We start from the raw sequence: 15,747 nt of genomic DNA on the forward strand, positions 1-15,747 counted from the left end.
GACAGGCCTATGGCATCCACATACAGTGTGTAAAATGACATAAAGTATGCGATTTACGACATCCTATGCCCCACGCAGCCATTCTCACTCTTGATCAGTGCTATGCATCGACTGCGGCGGGCTTTGCCGACATCCTGAATGTGGCAAATTCCCATCTGCGTCTTGCTCAGGCGCCGGTGTCGGCTTACTTTCACTGGGACTTTGTCTCAGCCGCGGGAGGCCCCGTCACCGCGAGCAATGGCCTGCCTTTGCAAACGTATCCGCTGGACACACGGCAGCATTATGATCTGGTGTTCGTGCCTAGCGTTTTTTACGGCGGTTCGCGTGAGTTCGATCACTTCCTCGCACAGCAAGCGGGGGCAAGTGAGTGGCTGTTGCAGCAATGGAAAGCAGGGGCCTGGGTGGCAGCCAATTGCACCGGTACGTTTGTTCTTGCACAAACAGGCCTGCTGAATGAGCGAGTGGCCACTACCACATGGTGGCTTGAGCGCCAGTTTCGTGAGAGGTTCCCAGAGGTGGACCTTCAGCTTCAGTCCGTAGTGACGGAAGAAGATCGCCTGATGTGCGCAGGCGCCTCAGCGTCGTACTTGATTCAGACGATACGTGTTATCGAGCGCTGTGCCGGACCTGTTATCGCATCGCAATGTGCGAAGACCATGCTGATAGATGTGAGTCAGGTGAGTCAGATTCCCTACCTCCCCTTGCTGGCGAGGAAGCAGCACTCAGATGCTCTGGTAAGCCGGGCTCAGCAGTGGCTGCAACGCCATATGTCGAAACGTGTGCGGATGACGGATCTTGCAAAAGCACTTGCTGTCAGCGATAGAACGCTGATCAGGCGCTTTCGCGCCGTCATGAACCAGACACCGCTGGTCTACCTGCAGGAGTTGCGGCTGGAAACAGCCCGTGCGCTCCTCGATAGCAGCTCCCATAGTGTTGAGGAAATTGTGGTTCAGGTTGGCTATAGCGACGTGAGCTCATTTACGAGGCTGTTTCGCCAACGCGTAGGACTTAGCCCTGGGGTCTATCGAGAGCGCTTTCATATGAAAACAGAGGGTTGAAGGTGGGGGCATTATCCGTTTTGCGTCGATGTCTTACGAGCTTAAGGAGCAAAATGACTAATGTCGGAGCGTTACTTTTCCCTGTAGAAGATTTTATTTTGAAAAGTAGCTTTTGCTGAAGCAGGACTGGCTATCCAGATTTTTCTTTTATCATCGATGATAGACCAATCAATGTAGACAGAACTAAGGTAGATATTACGTCTCAAATATTCAAGGGTGCTGTGTCGGTTACGGTACCGTTAATAGATAGTACGACACGGACCCGCCGAGCACACCAACAAAAAGTCCGCCAAGGTTCCAATAAGCCAACATTACCGTAACGCTTAATGAAAACAGTGCGGGACCGATGGCGATCTGCATCTCCTGCAAAAAAATGTACGCAATGAAGTTAAGGAAAATAGCCGAAGGAAGAATCGTCTCTAGCCAATTCACTACCCCATCAGAGAATCTGAAGTTGTAGGTGGCTGGCAGCACTCGTACCAGCAAACTGGTGAGAAATAGGGCCGCGATGGCCATGATGACCGCGTCATTCATGTTTTTTCCATTTGTTCAAGATAACAGCTGTCATGATGACGCTAGGGACCCAGAAATAGGTTGGCCCTAACCACCAGTAGCAGGTGCCAGCTAATAACATGCAGGTTGCCACCATCACCAGCTGCATGGAGTAAATACCATATGCCCGCATCCGTATTTGTGAAACTGATAGGTAGACAAGCACAACGCTGGCTGGAAATCCTAAGTGGATATCGGCACTTAGCCACGCGTTAGGAATGGCCTTTCCAATTATCGCACCGATCACACCGGAGGACACCCAGAATACGAAGATCGTTAACCTGATAATCAGGGTTTCTTTAATACTATCGGTGCTTCTCTCGGTAGCGTAGGCTTCATCACCAAGCATGTGTGAAACAAATGCTCTGAGGAATGGTCTTTTTGGTAACCTGTTGGTCGTGGTGAAGGCAATTGGAAAGTAACGACTGTTAATCGATGCACAGATAATCAGCATGGTCACGAAGCTGGCATTGGACTCTGCCAGCGGTAATACGGCAAACTGCCCGCTACCCGTAAAACCGAGAAAACTGGCGGCAAAAACCTCAAGCATGCTCCAGTCTGCCCGATAAGCGATCACACCGAAAAGCATACTCACCGGAATAATGGCAACAGCGGGGGCTAGGCTCCTGAGGAAAGGTTGTCTGTAAGACGACATCTTCCCTCGGGTCCGGTCGTTAGGTATGTCAAGATTGGGAGGATTATTCATATAGTCGTGCCAGTAATAAGCATTCGTGAGCGTGGTAGCGTAATAGTACCGCCAACGGTTCCACCAGCAGTCCACACTACGGGGTTAACGTTGCTTTTTAGTTTCATGGGATGTTCCTATAGCATGTTCAAATGTTGAAAGCCTTCGCCTTATCGGTATGACAAAAGGCCTTTCACTGACGCCTAAAATTTGACCAGGGCTTGCCTACATTCCATCTGGCTCTGGTTTAGGGGCCTGAGCGATTCTAGCGATTGGGATATGAAGTCGTCTTGTATGATCGTGCAGCTTTGTAGTGGCGCTGCAGCTAGTTGCGGAGAATAAGATCCGCCCACCGACCAGGGGGCAAGCCGTACGCTTTGGAAAAGTGGTGCGTCATATGGCTTTGGTCTGTGAAGCCGCAGGCTGCTGCGACATCGACCAAAGCCATTCCATCGCTGATCATGCTTCTGGCTCTATCGAGGCGTCGTAGAGTCACGAACCGATAGGGACTTGTTCCAAATAGAGCTCGGAAATCTCTCGACAGACTCCACCGGTCTGTCTCCGAGACGTGTTCAAGGCGTTCCATGGTCACATCTTCAGCGGAGGCTTCAAGCATGAATTGTCTGGCTAGATTGGCGGCCCGGTAATTGAGTTTCTTTCGCTGTGTTTTTTTTCCGGAGATGTCGTTGAGCGCCCAGACGATATCATAGATTCCATCATCTTCTTCCAGGCTATCTAATTGAGCGTCAAGATTGTTTAGCATCGAGGAAATAGCGGAGACGATCCGAGGGTCTGACGAAACGCCTCCGAGAATAAATGGTAGAGGCTTACCCTCTAGGACTTGCTGAATTGTCTCTGGCGAAATATATAGTATTTTGTAATGAAATCCCTCATCAGTGCCTGCCTCACCATCGTGTAACTCGTCAGGATGTATGACTACCGCGTTCCCTGGCATGCTATATCGCATGGACTTGCAGTAGCTAAAGCGGTGTATACCGCTAAGGGTCACTCCTAGAGCGTAGGTGTCATGTCTATGAGGAGTGAATCCATGGCTTGAAAAGAAAGCCTCCATTCTTTCAATTTTTGCAGTGGGTTTTGATACCTTAGTCCAATCCTTGGTGCGCTTCATGTCATCATCCTGATGTTACATCAAGTCTATGAAAATCTTGTTTCTCGGGAAAAGCTTTAACAGTAGTTTGTACGTCTTAGATATTCTTTTGTTGAGAGTAAGCTATCCTTTGATTGTCGCCCGGAGGTTTCTTCCTCGGTTCCTCCAGGACTGCGACTGTGAATATCAAACTTCATAAACCGGCGATAACAGTGCCAAAGGCCCGGGCAGAGATTCAGGCAGGTCTTGCCCATATCACTGTCACGACCTTGGCAGAGCGCTATGGTGTGGGCGACATGACGGTCCGGCGTCACCGGGATGACGTTTACGGTTGTCCGCAGTCTTGCCGCAACCTAAAAGCCTCGCTCCATAGCAATCAAGACGAGGCGCTCATCGCGGCACCAGCGTTCCTCCGCCTTGGACTAGACGACATTCTCGTGGTGGTGCGGGAACTCTTTCGTCCCACGCTATCACGAGCTGCACTACAGCGAATGTTGAAGCGTCGGCAGATGCTTGCCCTTGCACAACTGGCCTAATGGGACGGCAGCGGTTCGAAGCAGGCGCTTTAGACTTTTCGAAATGATCAGCCTGCTACCGGCATGTTGACATCAAGTATCTACCCTAGGTGCGCGCTGAGTCGGCATGGCATTAGCTCTACATTGCCTTTGCTCTTGTGACACCGTGGGTGTAACTGGACATGTGGATAGCGCGCCTGTGTGGCAGGTGGGATAAGTTCAAAAGGAGAGAGGCTCGAAGAGAATCTGCAAGGAAGGAGTGGGCCATTACACTGAATTATATAAGAATATATGGCTCGGCTATATAGTACCAATCATCGTGCATGCTGCATAACACGAGCGAGCGTGCCGACAGTATGTGCCGACACGGCCACTTAGGCACGATTGCAGCTTGTTGGCGCTACAGTTAAGAATACCTGTCGCATAGTATTAGGCAGCCGAGCTTTCACGCAATCGATTTGTTTCAAAGAATTCTTCTGCAACAATCGTTTTCTTGAAACCGACCTCTTCACCACCAATTTCTTCAACAGCATCCCGAATCGTATCAAGCCTTACGCGGAAGAATTCCTTGCGAAGATTAACAGCATTCACACGATGATTCCTGAATTTTCGATGAAGTGTTGTTTCCATTGCAGGTGCATCATCGGAATAGATAATTGCATGCACATCAAAAGGAAATGGGACACTAGCATCACCTAGTTCTTTTACCCTGTCCATCGGGTCCAGACGTCGAGTCATGCCGATCTTGTACACATTTTCACCAAAAGATCCTATATTACTGATGACATACACATGTCCACGGCGGGTTTGCTCGGCTAGACTCTTGGCCCGCTGCTCTTTAGCTTCAGCTTCGGCGAGACGCTGCTCAAGTTCAGAGATTTTTGCCTCGATAAGGGCTCGCTCTTCTGCAGAACTCTGAATTAGTTCCTCTTGAGCTTTCTCTAGAATATCACGGTAGAGTTTCTCTTCTTTCTGAGCCGCAGCTAAAGCATCACGGTATTCCTTTTCAGCACGGGCTTCCTCGCGCATCTGCTCGCGGATGAGCTTCTGCTCTTCCTGCTCGTCTTTTTTCTTGAGTGTGTATTGATATTGAATTCCACATTCTTCGTACTTTGAGGTGACGTAATCAATGCTGATGCCACACCGTAGGGAGGCTGCTAGCTTCTCTAGGTCATTAGCCAGCTTTTCGATTTGACCCAGAGTACGATCGAAATTTGAAGGGCTTACTTTCCCTATAAGCATGTCACATTCAATATTGAAGGCCCGGAGGATCATCTTCATTTGGCCATCGATGATCTTCTTGTCAACACGGTTATCTCCCGTGAGGCTGACTTCTCCTTCCTGAGTAAAGGCTGTGCCATTTTTTATCATGGCCTTTTGTTTTTCTCGAAGAATCTTAATCTCGGCGGAAAATCGCTCCCCCGTTTCAAATAGATACTCCGGCATTTCAAAGTGCCCGTATTCTACGTATTCATCCAAGCGGCTGTAGAGGTCTAATTTTGACATAAGACCATTAAGTAAAGCCTCTTTTGCATCTACAGTTTCCTGGCGCTGCGAAATTAGGGCTTCAATCTCATCTAAGGCTTTTTTATCTTTTTTCAGTTGGGCTGCAATGCTAGTTGCATCACTCCGGAGCGCTTGAAGGTCTTTAGTGTCGGCATCAATGATTTGCAGGGTTTTATTTGCCTTTTTTAGCCGTTCAAGAACATCCGTGAGTGTTTTTTCTACCTGCTGTTGCTCGATTGTGGCTGTGTTGATAGCTTCACTGATGCTCTTGTAGCGCTGAATTTTATTATTTGCTCGCTTTCTAGTCAGTAGATACACCATGCCCAATGAGGCGAAATATATAATTAGTGCCGAGCCAATGATGGTTACATCCATTTTTCACCTCATATATTCACTGATGATGTCTGCTTTTACGAGACGACGTTCCTCAGCCCGATCTTTAAAGCACTCCTTTGCGGTCTGAAATTCGTCTTTAATCGCTTGTGCTTCCGCCCTTGCTCTAGCACGAACTTCCTGCTCGGCACGGCGCTGTCGAGCTTTATATTCACGCTCAACTTCCCTGTTACGGCGCTGCCTATCCCGCTCTGCTTGTTTTGCCGCTCGGTCTATAGTTTTTGCTATCTTAACTACGGTTCTAAATCCGCTTGATTGTCTAGCCATTGCTATCCCTTGGTCTCATTGATTATGAGCTATGAGTCAGATCCGCGCTAAGAACCTTGGCATGACAAATGCGCCATCAGAAATGGCCTCTTTGGGTCGTAAGCAGGATCTGGACCAGTCAGGTCTGTGTGAAACCATACTGTTGCGAACTTGGCACAGATTTACCCTTTCCGCTACTGACGCTACTCCAACGCGTCGTATCCTCAGCATAAATTCGCATGATTCCGCATGAGTTCTGGTGAACCTCTATTACTGGCAGAGCTCAGTGGTGGTGCGTCTTGGCGGCCAGCGCATGAGTGCATTAAAACCGACGGGTTTAGCGCGCAGGCGGGGCGAGGTGTCGACAGCGCGCCAGGGTGGCGGACGGGGGAGGTGGGGGATGGTGGCAACTGGGCGCTGGTGAGCCAGGACAGCTGGTTACTCAAGGACGCCCAGGGCAGCGCTTTTGATAGGGCCCGGGTGCTTGGCAACTGCCCTTAGGCTGAAGCGCTTGCCAGAGTGGCCTCCAGCTCCTTCAGTCGTCTTTAGGTCATAACGTAGCGCTTTATTTATAGCGTCCATGTTGGCGTCCACGTACAGCTTCTATGTATGGAGAGCAGTCACCATACATGTGACCCTACAAGACTCGACGGGGTCGGAGCATTGGGTTCTGGCTTGGCTTGCAGGATAAATTCAGACGGAGCGGGGCGTTACGAGAATTTGCGAGGAAGGAGCGGGGGCGCGGGATGCAGTGGTGGCGCCCTCTGCAGGATTCGAACCTGCGACCTGCCGCTTAGGAGGCGGCTGCTCTATCCTGCTGAGCTAAGAGGGCGTTGGGGCGGCATTATAAGCGGCTGACTCCACAAGATAAACCCGCAGTTGCCCGGTGAAGGGCGTGGGTGGGTGCCAGCGCCTGCCATGCTCGGTAGAATGCGCCTTTTGTGCGATCTCACTGGTTTCTGTCGATGTCCCAACCGTCACACGGCCCCGCTGCTTCGCTTTCCGAGGCGACCTGCTCGTCGCCAGCGGTCGATACGCCCGCAGCGTCCTCTTCGCTGTCGCCCCGTGGCGACCGCCATTTCGATGGTCTGGCCGACAAGTTCTCGGCCTCACTTTACGGCCACCTGCGCGGTGAGCTTCGCCTGTCCCTGCTGGATCGTCTGCTGCCCGAGATGCTCGAGTTGGCGCAGCAGCCGGTGCTAGACGTCGGGGCTGGCCTTGGCCAGCAGGCGCAGTGGTTCCTGCAACGGGGCCATCAGGTAACGCTGGCTGAGCCCTCTGCCGAGATGTTGGAGCGGGCCCAGGCGGGAATCGAGCAGGCCGCAGCCGGTCGCGAGCTGGTGGCCGACAAGGCGAGCTATCAGCCGCTGCCGCTGCAGGAACTGGCCAGCGAGGTGCCGGGTCCCTGGCCCCTGGTGGTATGTCACGCGGTGCTGGAATGGTTGGGCAACCCTCGCGAGGCGATCTCTCACCTGGCCTCGTTGTTAGCCCCAGGCGGCCAGCTGTCACTGATGGTGTTCAATCGCGACGCGCTGAGGCTGTCCAATGTGGTCAAGGGCAACCTGGACAAGGCGCTGGAAGATCGCCTGGAAGGCAAGGGCCAACGCCAGCGGCTGACACCGATTTCTCCCCTGACCCATGCTCAGGTCACCGACTGGGCCGAGCAGGAAGGGCTTGTCTGTCAGGACGTGGCCGGTATCCGGGTGTTCCACGACTATCTACGTCGCCCCCCGCAGGACGATCGAGAGTTGGAAAAGCTGGTGGCGCTGGAACACCGCTATTGCCAGATGGATCCACACTGGCGCCTGGGGCGCTATCTGCTTTACACCTTTCGCCGCCCCTTGCCGGCAGACGCCAAGCGTCAGGAGATAACACCATGAGTGCCGACACTGCTGTATGCCAGCTGCTTGAGCGTCAAGACGCGGACTATCGTGGCTGGTGGTGGGTCGCGCCGCCGCGAGATAGCTGGCTGGAGGCCGGGGAGGGCTGTCTGGTCAGCGCTGACGTCTCGGTACGGGCTGCCTGGGAAGCGCGCCAGCGTTCGGCGCTGTCGCCCTTCAGTACGGAGCCTGCGTCACCCCCGGGGGCGGTACTGTTCTGGCCGAAGGCACACGCCTTGGGAGAATGGTGGCTGCTGTGGTTGTGCCGGACCCTGCCCGAGGGCACGCCGCTGCAGCTGGTGGGGGAGCACCAGGGGGGCATCAAGCGAGTGCTCAAGGTCCTGGCGGCGCTGGGCATGGGCTGTCGCAAGCTCGACAGTGCACGCCGCTGCTCGCTGTTCGAGACGCGCACCAGCGCACTGGCGCTGGACCCTGAAGCGGTCTGGACCTCGTTCGAGGCGGCGGGCCTGCAGCTGTCGAGTCATCCGGGGGTGTTTGGCCACGGCAAGTTTGATGAGGGCACGCAACTGCTGATCGAACAGCTGGAGCAGCAGCTACCCCAGGGCAAGGTGCTGGACATGGGCTGCGGTGACGGCATTCTGGCGGCCTGGATGGCGCAGCTGGGGCGTGATGTCACGGCGGTGGATGTCAGCGCCTTTGCGGCAGAAGCCACGCGGCGCACGCTCAAGGCCAATGGGCTGACGGGGGAGGTGCTGGAAAGCGATGTCTATTCGGCGCTGGACGGCCAGCGCTTCACAGCGATTGTCAGTAACCCGCCCTTTCACCAGGAGCGGTCCATCGACTACGGCCCGGCGGCCCGGTTGATTCAGCAGGCGCCGGACCATCTCGATGCTGGCGGCCAGCTGATCCTCGTGGCCAACGCCTTCTTGCCCTATGCAGACCCTCTTGAGCGGGCCTTCGGTAGCTTCGAGATCCTGGCCGACAACGGACGCTTTCGCGTGTACCGCGCGGTGCGTCGCTGAAGCGCCTGTGAGCTTCGGTCAGCGGCCGGCGGTCTTGCCTGGCGCGCGGTAGTGAATCTCGGTGATCAACCAGGTGGTCTCGCCGCCCGGCGCGGCCACCGTCACCTCGTCATCCAGTGACTTGCCCAGCAGGGCCTTGGCCAAGGGCGCATCTACGCTGATCCAGCGCTTGCTGGTATCGGTCTCGTCGTGGCCGACGATGCGCAGCGACATCTCTTCGCCGTCTTCGTCCTCCAGGGTGACGAAGGCACCGAAGAACACCCGGTCGGTGTCGGCGGGAAGTCGGTCGATGACCTGCAGCTCGTCCAGGCGCTTGGTCAGGTAGCGAATGCGCCCGATGACGCGGTTCAACTCCTTCTTGTTATAGGTGTAGTCGGCGTTTTCGCTGCGGTCCCCCAGCGCTGCCGCTTCCCCCACCTTGGCCGACAGCTGTGGTCGCTTGACCCGGCTCAGGTGGTCAAGGATTCCCCTGAGGCGATCAGCGCCTTCCTGAGTGATCAGGTTGCTCTTGGGTTCCTGGCGCGGGTCCTTGGCCGGGTCACGCCAACGTGTCATGTTGCGGCCTTTCATGGCGATCCTCGGTGAGTCGTTGAAACAGACAAGGTCCACGAGGGTGCCGCGACTTGGGCCGCCGCGCAAGCGCCTTGGGTGGTGGGGAAAGGCCGGGAGAGCGATGCAGTGAGCGTTCAGCCAGAATGCGACTGGCGAATAAATCAAACGTTCGTTACATTTCGAGGAGGGCGCCAGAACGCGATGTGGTTTCTCGTATCGGGCTACACCCCAGCCGGTCAGTGCTCGGCCTGAATGCTGGGCCTGATCGCTCAGTTCGGCCGCCCACCATGACCACCCAGCACCAGGGTGCATCACAATAACAGTATCCGGAGCCGCCAAATGTCACGAACTCTGTTTTCCACCTCGCCTGATGTTCCATCCGTGTCCTTGCGCCAACGTCCGCGTCGGCTGCTGGCCACAACGGCGCTGACGCTTGTCACCCTGTCCGCTTGCCTCGCCAGTGGTGTGGCGCTGGCCTGGCAGGGTGAGCTCGACCAGATTAAGAATCGCTGGGAGAGCGTTACCACCTCGAGCGCCCTGTCGGCCCAGGAAGCCCCGTTGACGGCGCTGGCCGCCGAGGCCCGGGCGTTGAGTTCGGCCAATCCCAACGTCAGCGAACTGCTGGTGTGGGAGGGCATCATCGAGGCGTCGCTGGCCAAGGCCAAGGGCGGGCTCGGTGCGCTGGACAACGCCAAGGCAGCGCGCCGCGCGCTGGAGCGGGCCATCGCACTGGATGCCAACGGCCTCGAAGGCTCGGCCTACGTGACCCTGGGAGCACTGTACGACCGCGCGCCGGGCTGGCCGGTCGCCTTTGGCGATGACGACAAGGCCGAGGAGATGTTCAAGCGCGCGCTGGCGATTCGCCCGGGTGGGGTGGACGTCAACTACTACTATGCCGCCTACCTGGCCGATGAAGGCCGCGACGCCGAGGCCCGCCAGCACGCCGAAAAGGCCATCAATGGCGCGGTTCGCGCCGGTCGCGAGGCCTCGGACCAGGCGCTCAAGGCCGAGGCGCGCGCACTGCTCAACGAGCTCTGAACCCCGCCGACTTCCCTGTTGTTTTCCGCCTTGACAGGAGGCCCCACCTGGACTCGCCTTGTGGGGCCCATGACCGATCCGGATAATGGGCCGATCTGTCAGCGGAGGCCCCCATGCCGGAAACGAGCCACATTGATGCCCCCTTCACCGTTCAGGATGTCGAGCTGGTGTCACGGGACTGCCTGTACCAGGGATTCTTCCGCCTGGACAAGCTGACCTACCGCCATCGCAAGTTCGAAGGCGGCTGGAGCGAGCCCGTGGTGAGGGAAGTCCACAGTCGTCACGATGCGGTGGGCGTCATGCTTTATGATCCCGAGCGCGACAGCGTGGTGCTGGTGGAGCAGATTCGCGCGGGAGCGCTGCAAGACCCCCACACCCCGTGGAAGCTGGAATGCGTGGCCGGACTGGTCGACAAGGATGAGTCGCTGGAAGATGTGGCTCGTCGCGAAGCGTTGGAAGAGGCGGGCTGCGAGGTCGGTGACCTCATCCTGCTGCATAGCTACTATCCTAGTCCTGGTGCCTGCGACGAACGCGTGACGCTGTTCTGCGGGCTGGTCGACACCCGTGGGCTGGGCGGGGTGCATGGCCTTGATGAAGAGCATGAAGATATTCGCGTGCATGTGTTGCCCTTCCAGCGGGCCTGGGAACTTCTCGGCCAGGGACGACTCGATAACGCCATGTGCCTGATCGGTTTCCATTGGTTGGCTGCCGAACGCGCATCGTTGAGAGCAAGGAGGTAACGTGACCCATCGCAGCGCTTATGTAACGGACTTGCGCACCCTGCAAAGCGAGTGCACCGCCAATTACATCCGTCTGTCTCGGCTTCTGGGTGACCTGGAGGAGGGCGAGATTCGCGACGTCGAGCTGCGTAATGGTGAGCGGCGCTTGGGCGCGCTGCGTCTGCACGTCGAAGAGTTGGCTCCTTACACCACCATTGTTCGCGTGACCCAGGAAGGCGTTCTCGACAGCGTCATCGACAGCCCGCGCATGCGGGTGCACCTGTACCACGACGTGCGCATGGCAGAAGTCACCGACTTTCAGCGTCGGCGGCATTTCGATGGGCGCTATCGCTATCCCAACGCGCACATGCATCAGCCGGATGAAAAGCTGCAGATCAATCGCTTCCTCGGCGAATGGCTGGATCACGGCTTGGCCCATGGCCACTCCCTGGACCTTCCTCAGCTGCCCTGACCACAGCTCCGGGCCCAACCTCTGATCTCGATCGCTTGCGCTCGACGCTGTCTGCGATACCCTGACCCTGCGCTGGCCCTCCTGGCGGAGGGCTTTCCTTGGTTTGGGCTGTCGAGACACTGCCATGCGTTTGATCCAGCTTAGCGATTGCCACTTATATGCCGATCCCATGGCTCGCTCCCGACGGGGCCTGCCCGCTCGCCAGCTCGAGGCGGTCATCGCCGCAGTGGATCTGGACCGGCCAGACCTGGTGATGGTGACCGGTGACATCGCCCAGGACGAATCCGAAGGCGCGTACCGCCTGGCCACAGAGCGTCTGGCAGCGCTGGACTGTCCGTGGTTCTGGCTGCCCGGCAATCATGATGATCTGGCGCTGATGAGTGCAGAGCGAGAGGTGCTGGCAGAGGTCGACGCGGGAGCCTGGCGAGTGCTCAAGCTCAACACCCAGATACCGGGCGAGGCCAGCGGCCGGGTGGGCGAAGATGCCCTGGCTGCGCTCGATCAGCGTCTAGGCCAGGAGCTTCGTCCCACCGTGATCGTCATGCACCATCCCCCCATGGTCGTGGGCAGTGCCTGGATCGACGCCCTGGGGCTTGAGGATGCCGATGACTTCTGGGACGTGGTGGGACGATATCCGCAGGTAAAGATGGTCCTGTGCGGTCATGTGCACCAGGCCTTCCATGGCACCAGGGCACTGCCTGATGGTCAGGTAGAGGTGTATGCCTGTCCGGCTACCTCGGATCAGTTTCTGCCTGGCAGCGATGAGTTCGCTGTGGATGAGGCGTCCCGGCCAGGCTATCGCGTGGTGGACCTGAAGCGAGGGGGGGAGTGGCTGACCTGGGTGGAACGGGTCGAGCTGTAGCCAAGCGCTGCTGACATACCTGCGCCCACGTCCAGTGTCGCTTGCTTGGGCACTGATGGTCGTTGGGCGCAGAGGGTCGTTGGGCGCAGAGGGTCGTTGGGCGTATTAGGTCATTGGGCGCAGATGGTCGTTGAGCGCGTACGGGCAAAAGTTCTTATGGTTCTAAAAAGATAGTTATTAATTCTTTTACGTTATTATTCCCTTCGCAGTATCCTCGCTGGCATCTTCCTTATTTCCGTCATGCGAGGTGTCCCGGTCATGACCAGCCTTTCCGCACCAGCCCGCGAGAGAGCCGCTCAGGCTTCTCTTACGCCGAAGCGACTGACTCACCTCAAGCAGCTTGAGGCCGAGTCCATCCACATTATCCGTGAGGTGGCCGCCGAGTTTTCCAACCCGGTGATGCTGTACTCGATCGGCAAGGATTCTTCGGTGATGCTGCACCTGGCGCGCAAGGCCTTCTATCCGGGGCCGCCGCCGTTTCCGTTGATGCACGTGGACACCACCTGGAAGTTCCGCGAGATGATCGCCTTTCGTGACCGCATGGCCGAAGAGGCGGGCATGGAGCTGATCGTCCATACCAACCAGGAAGGCAAGGCTGCCGGGATCAACCCGTTCGACCATGGGTCCAGCGGTTACACCGACGTGATGAAGACCCAGGCGCTGAAGCAGGCGCTGGACAAGTACGGGTTCGACGCTGCCTTCGGTGGCGCCCGCCGTGATGAAGAGGCCAGCCGGGCCAAGGAGCGCGTGTTCTCGTTCCGTGACAAGCATCACCGCTGGGACCCCAAGAATCAGCGCCCCGAGCTCTGGAACCTGTACAACGCTCGCATCAACAAGGGCGAGTCGATTCGCGCTTTCCCGCTGTCCAACTGGACCGAGCTGGACATCTGGCAGTACATCTATCTCGAAAACATCGACATCGTGCCGCTGTACTTTTCGGCCCCGCGTCCGGTGGTCGAGCGTGACGGCATGCAGATCATGGTCGACGACGACCGCATGCCCCTGGCCGAGGGCGAGCAGCCCGAGGAAAAGTGGGTGCGCTTCAGGACCCTGGGCTGCTACCCGCTGACCGGTGCGGTGGAGTCAAAGGCCCAGACCCTGCCTGAGATCATCCAGGAGATGCTGCTGACCCGTACCAGCGAGCGCTCCGGCCGCGCCATCGACCACGATCAGGCCGGCTCCATGGAGAAGAAGAAGCGCGAAGGCTACTTCTGACGACGGCACCGACCGCACGCAGCCACGCGCCTTGCCCCGGCCGACAGTGACCGGGGACAAGGACGCAGATGACAGATCAAGGGCCGGACGTCCAGCGCGACGTCGGGTCACCCATAGGGGTACAGCATGTCTCACCAGTCCAGTCTGATTGCTGACAACATCGAGCAGTATCTGCACGAGCACGAAAACAAGGACCTCCTCAGGTTCATCACCTGCGGCAGCGTCGATGACGGCAAGTCGACCCTGATCGGTCGCCTGCTGCACGATTCCAAGATGATCTTCGATGACCAGTTGGCGGCCATCACCCAGGCCTCCAAGACCAAGGGCACCACCGGCGAGGAGGTGGATCTGGCGCTGCTGGTCGATGGTCTGCAGTCGGAGCGCGAACAGGGCATCACCATCGATGTGGCCTATCGCTTCTTTTCCACCGACAAGCGCAAGTTCATCATTGCCGACACCCCGGGGCACGAGCAGTACACCCGCAACATGGCCACCGGTGCATCCACCGCGGGCCTGGCGGTGATTCTGATCGACGCCCGTTACGGGGTGCAGACCCAGACCCGTCGCCACAGCTTTATCGCTGACCTGCTGGGCATTCAGCACCTGGTCATCGCGGTCAACAAGATGGACCTGGTCGACTACGCCGAGGAGCGCTTCGACGAGATCGTCGCCGAGTATCGGGCCTTTGCCGAGCAGCTGTCGGCGTCGGACATTCGTTTCGTACCGCTGTCTGCCCTCAAGGGCGACAACGTGGTCGAGCGCGGTGACAACCTGAACTGGTACCAGGGCCCGGCCCTGCTCGAACTGCTGGAAACGGTGGAAGTCAGCCGCGACCAGAACCTAAGTGACCTGCGTTTCCCGGTGCAGTACGTCAATCGTCCGAATCTCGATTTCCGGGGGTATGCGGGCACCCTGGAGGCGGGCATCCTGCGCCCTGGCCAGTCGGTCAAGGTGTTGCCGTCCAACAAGCTCAGCAAGGTCGAGCGCATCGTGACCTTCGACGGCGACCTGGATGACGCCTATCCGGGGCAGGCGATCACCGTGACCCTGGAAGACGAGATCGATATCTCTCGTGGCGACTGGCTGGTGGCAGCCGATGCCGACATCACCCTGTCGAGTGCCTTCGACGCCGATATCGTGTGGATGCATGACGACGCGCTGGTGCCTGGTCGCCAATACGATATCCGCATGGCCGGGCGTGCCGTGTCCGGACAGGTCGAGGCGATTCACTACCAGGTCGACGTCAACACCCTGGAGCGTCACCAGGCGCAGCAGCTTGAGCTCAATGCCATCGCTCGCTGCCGGGTAGCGCTGACAGCCGAAGTGCCCATCGATGACTATGCGAAGATTGCCGGCACCGGCAGCTTTATCGTCATCGATCGTCTGACCAACGTCACCGTCGGCGCCGGCATGATTCGGGGTGCCGCCAGTGCCGAGGGTGCGTCTGTCGGGGAAGTCGACTGGGCAGGTTTCGAGCTGGAGCTTAACGCCCTGGTTCGCAAGTACTTCCCCCACTGGGAAGCCAAGGATGTACGTGACCTGCTGAACCGCTGACGCCGTCAAGGCAGTGCGAATAAGGCTCCTGCGTGCTGACGCAGGAGCCTTTGTTATGTGCGGGGATGGCCGTTCTGGATGCCCGTTCTGGATAGCCGATGGAAGCATCCGCTGGATCAGGAATGGTAGCTCGAACTGGCGCAATACCAGCGCTCTTTCTGAGCGGCAAGGCTCGTGCTTTTCGGTGAAACTAACGCGGTTTGTGCAGCCAAATGGTGCCGCGCTGGTATCTGGGCTAGACCAAAGGCAGGATGCCTCGCATGTGAGATATGTCACATGTCACGGCATCGACAGGGCGACGCATATCGGCAATCTCAACGTGATCCACAGATCTCGACACTGGTGAGTTAATACTTAGGCGAGTTGATAGCTAGGTGAGTTGTTACCTAGGTGAGTGAACACCTGAGTG

At 57.3% G+C, this 15,747-nt stretch carries 16 protein-coding genes and 1 tRNA gene; 10 read left to right on the forward strand and 7 right to left on the reverse strand.

Annotated features, from left to right (window positions below; all coding sequences use genetic code 11):
- Window positions 1-65: 65 nt before the first annotated feature.
- Window positions 66-1,058 (forward strand): GlxA family transcriptional regulator, encoded by a 993-nt coding sequence (locus KUV45_RS09445; RefSeq protein WP_222162825.1) that lies wholly within the window; start codon window positions 66-68, stop codon window positions 1,056-1,058.
- A gap of 228 nt (window positions 1,059-1,286) precedes the next feature.
- Here the strand turns inward: KUV45_RS09445 and KUV45_RS09450 are convergent, their stop codons facing one another.
- The 3 genes from KUV45_RS09450 to KUV45_RS09460 form a co-directional block, all read right to left on the reverse strand.
- Window positions 1,287-1,592, reverse strand: a complete 306-nt coding sequence (locus KUV45_RS09450; protein WP_222162826.1) for a hypothetical protein — start codon at window positions 1,590-1,592, stop codon at window positions 1,287-1,289.
- Window positions 1,585-2,265 carry an AzlC family ABC transporter permease gene (locus KUV45_RS09455; RefSeq protein WP_222162827.1) on the reverse strand — a complete coding sequence of 227 codons (681 nt, stop codon included), beginning with the start codon at window positions 2,263-2,265 and terminating at the stop codon, window positions 1,585-1,587. The genes KUV45_RS09450 and KUV45_RS09455 overlap by 8 nt, the downstream gene beginning before the upstream one ends.
- Window positions 2,266-2,620: 355 nt before the next feature.
- Window positions 2,621-3,424 carry an AraC family transcriptional regulator gene (locus KUV45_RS09460; RefSeq protein WP_222162828.1) on the reverse strand — a complete coding sequence of 268 codons (804 nt, stop codon included), beginning with the start codon at window positions 3,422-3,424 and terminating at the stop codon, window positions 2,621-2,623.
- A gap of 158 nt (window positions 3,425-3,582) precedes the next feature.
- Here KUV45_RS09460 and KUV45_RS09465 point away from each other — a divergent pair, with 158 nt between their 5' ends.
- Entirely contained in the window at window positions 3,583-3,939 is a 357-nt protein-coding gene (locus KUV45_RS09465) for a hypothetical protein (protein WP_222162829.1), read from the forward strand.
- 408 nt (window positions 3,940-4,347) lie between these two features.
- Here KUV45_RS09465 and KUV45_RS09470 read toward each other — a convergent pair whose 3' ends face one another.
- The 3 genes from KUV45_RS09470 to KUV45_RS09480 form a co-directional block, all read right to left on the reverse strand.
- Window positions 4,348-5,799 (reverse strand): DUF4041 domain-containing protein, encoded by a 1,452-nt coding sequence (locus tag KUV45_RS09470; RefSeq protein ID WP_222162830.1) that lies wholly within the window; start codon window positions 5,797-5,799, stop codon window positions 4,348-4,350.
- Between the two features lie 3 nt (window positions 5,800-5,802).
- Window positions 5,803-6,084 (reverse strand): hypothetical protein, encoded by a 282-nt coding sequence (locus KUV45_RS09475; protein ID WP_222162831.1) that lies wholly within the window; start codon window positions 6,082-6,084, stop codon window positions 5,803-5,805.
- A 734-nt stretch (window positions 6,085-6,818) separates the two neighbouring features.
- A tRNA-Arg gene (locus KUV45_RS09480) sits at window positions 6,819-6,895 on the reverse strand.
- 133 nt (window positions 6,896-7,028) lie between these two features.
- On the opposite strand from KUV45_RS09480, the gene KUV45_RS09485 reads away from it, so the two are divergent.
- A complete protein-coding gene (locus tag KUV45_RS09485; protein WP_222162832.1) occupies window positions 7,029-7,943 on the forward strand; it encodes a methyltransferase domain-containing protein in 915 nt (304 codons plus the stop codon).
- Entirely contained in the window at window positions 7,940-8,926 is a 987-nt protein-coding gene (locus KUV45_RS09490; RefSeq protein WP_222162833.1) for a methyltransferase, read from the forward strand. The genes KUV45_RS09485 and KUV45_RS09490 overlap by 4 nt, the downstream gene beginning before the upstream one ends.
- An 18-nt stretch (window positions 8,927-8,944) precedes the next feature.
- Here KUV45_RS09490 and greB read toward each other — a convergent pair whose 3' ends face one another.
- A complete protein-coding gene (greB, locus tag KUV45_RS09495; RefSeq protein WP_222162834.1) occupies window positions 8,945-9,496 on the reverse strand; it encodes a transcription elongation factor GreB in 552 nt (183 codons plus the stop codon).
- 321 nt (window positions 9,497-9,817) lie between these two features.
- Here greB and KUV45_RS09500 point away from each other — a divergent pair, with 321 nt between their 5' ends.
- The 6 genes from KUV45_RS09500 (at window position 9,818) to cysN (ending at window position 15,338) form a co-directional block, all read left to right on the forward strand.
- On the forward strand, window positions 9,818-10,516 hold the full coding sequence (locus tag KUV45_RS09500) for a hypothetical protein (RefSeq protein WP_224851995.1): 699 nt from the start codon (window positions 9,818-9,820) through the stop codon (window positions 10,514-10,516).
- Window positions 10,517-10,629: 113 nt separating this feature from the next.
- Window positions 10,630-11,256 carry an NUDIX domain-containing protein gene (locus KUV45_RS09505; protein ID WP_206941033.1) on the forward strand — a complete coding sequence of 209 codons (627 nt, stop codon included), beginning with the start codon at window positions 10,630-10,632 and terminating at the stop codon, window positions 11,254-11,256.
- Between the two features lies 1 nt (window position 11,257).
- Window positions 11,258-11,707 (forward strand): DUF1249 domain-containing protein, encoded by a 450-nt coding sequence (locus tag KUV45_RS09510; RefSeq protein WP_206941031.1) that lies wholly within the window; start codon window positions 11,258-11,260, stop codon window positions 11,705-11,707.
- Between the two features lie 124 nt (window positions 11,708-11,831).
- Entirely contained in the window at window positions 11,832-12,569 is a 738-nt protein-coding gene (locus tag KUV45_RS09515) for a metallophosphoesterase (RefSeq protein WP_206941029.1), read from the forward strand.
- Between the two features lie 258 nt (window positions 12,570-12,827).
- Entirely contained in the window at window positions 12,828-13,784 is a 957-nt protein-coding gene (gene cysD, locus KUV45_RS09520) for a sulfate adenylyltransferase subunit CysD (RefSeq protein ID WP_222162835.1), read from the forward strand.
- A gap of 126 nt (window positions 13,785-13,910) precedes the next feature.
- Entirely contained in the window at window positions 13,911-15,338 is a 1,428-nt protein-coding gene (gene cysN, locus KUV45_RS09525; protein WP_206941025.1) for a sulfate adenylyltransferase subunit CysN, read from the forward strand.
- Window positions 15,339-15,747 lie beyond the last annotated feature (409 nt).

The sequence above is a fragment of the Halomonas sp. DP3Y7-2 genome, assembly GCF_019800795.1.
Lineage (GTDB): Bacteria > Pseudomonadota > Gammaproteobacteria > Pseudomonadales > Halomonadaceae > Halomonas > Halomonas litopenaei_A.

Bases quoted from the DNA above. Each gene is read 5' to 3' on its own strand.
- KUV45_RS09470 (WP_222162830.1), bottom strand. From the start codon at position 5,799: ATGGATGTAACCATCATTGGCTCGGCACTAATTATATATTTCGCCTCA.
- KUV45_RS09445 (WP_222162825.1), top strand. From the start codon at position 66: ATGCCCCACGCAGCCATTCTCACTCTTGATCAGTGCTATGCATCGACT.
- KUV45_RS09475 (WP_222162831.1), bottom strand. From the start codon at position 6,084: ATGGCTAGACAATCAAGCGGATTTAGAACCGTAGTTAAGATAGCAAAA.
- KUV45_RS09505 (WP_206941033.1), top strand. From the start codon at position 10,630: ATGCCGGAAACGAGCCACATTGATGCCCCCTTCACCGTTCAGGATGTC.
- KUV45_RS09450 (WP_222162826.1), bottom strand. From the start codon at position 1,592: ATGAATGACGCGGTCATCATGGCCATCGCGGCCCTATTTCTCACCAGT.
- KUV45_RS09515 (WP_206941029.1), top strand. From the start codon at position 11,832: ATGCGTTTGATCCAGCTTAGCGATTGCCACTTATATGCCGATCCCATG.
- cysD (WP_222162835.1), top strand. From the start codon at position 12,828: ATGACCAGCCTTTCCGCACCAGCCCGCGAGAGAGCCGCTCAGGCTTCT.
- KUV45_RS09500 (WP_224851995.1), top strand. From the start codon at position 9,818: ATGTCACGAACTCTGTTTTCCACCTCGCCTGATGTTCCATCCGTGTCC.
- KUV45_RS09485 (WP_222162832.1), top strand. From the start codon at position 7,029: ATGTCCCAACCGTCACACGGCCCCGCTGCTTCGCTTTCCGAGGCGACC.
- cysN (WP_206941025.1), top strand. From the start codon at position 13,911: ATGTCTCACCAGTCCAGTCTGATTGCTGACAACATCGAGCAGTATCTG.
- greB (WP_222162834.1), bottom strand. From the start codon at position 9,496: ATGAAAGGCCGCAACATGACACGTTGGCGTGACCCGGCCAAGGACCCG.
- KUV45_RS09455 (WP_222162827.1), bottom strand. From the start codon at position 2,265: ATGTCGTCTTACAGACAACCTTTCCTCAGGAGCCTAGCCCCCGCTGTT.
- KUV45_RS09460 (WP_222162828.1), bottom strand. From the start codon at position 3,424: ATGAAGCGCACCAAGGATTGGACTAAGGTATCAAAACCCACTGCAAAA.
- KUV45_RS09490 (WP_222162833.1), top strand. From the start codon at position 7,940: ATGAGTGCCGACACTGCTGTATGCCAGCTGCTTGAGCGTCAAGACGCG.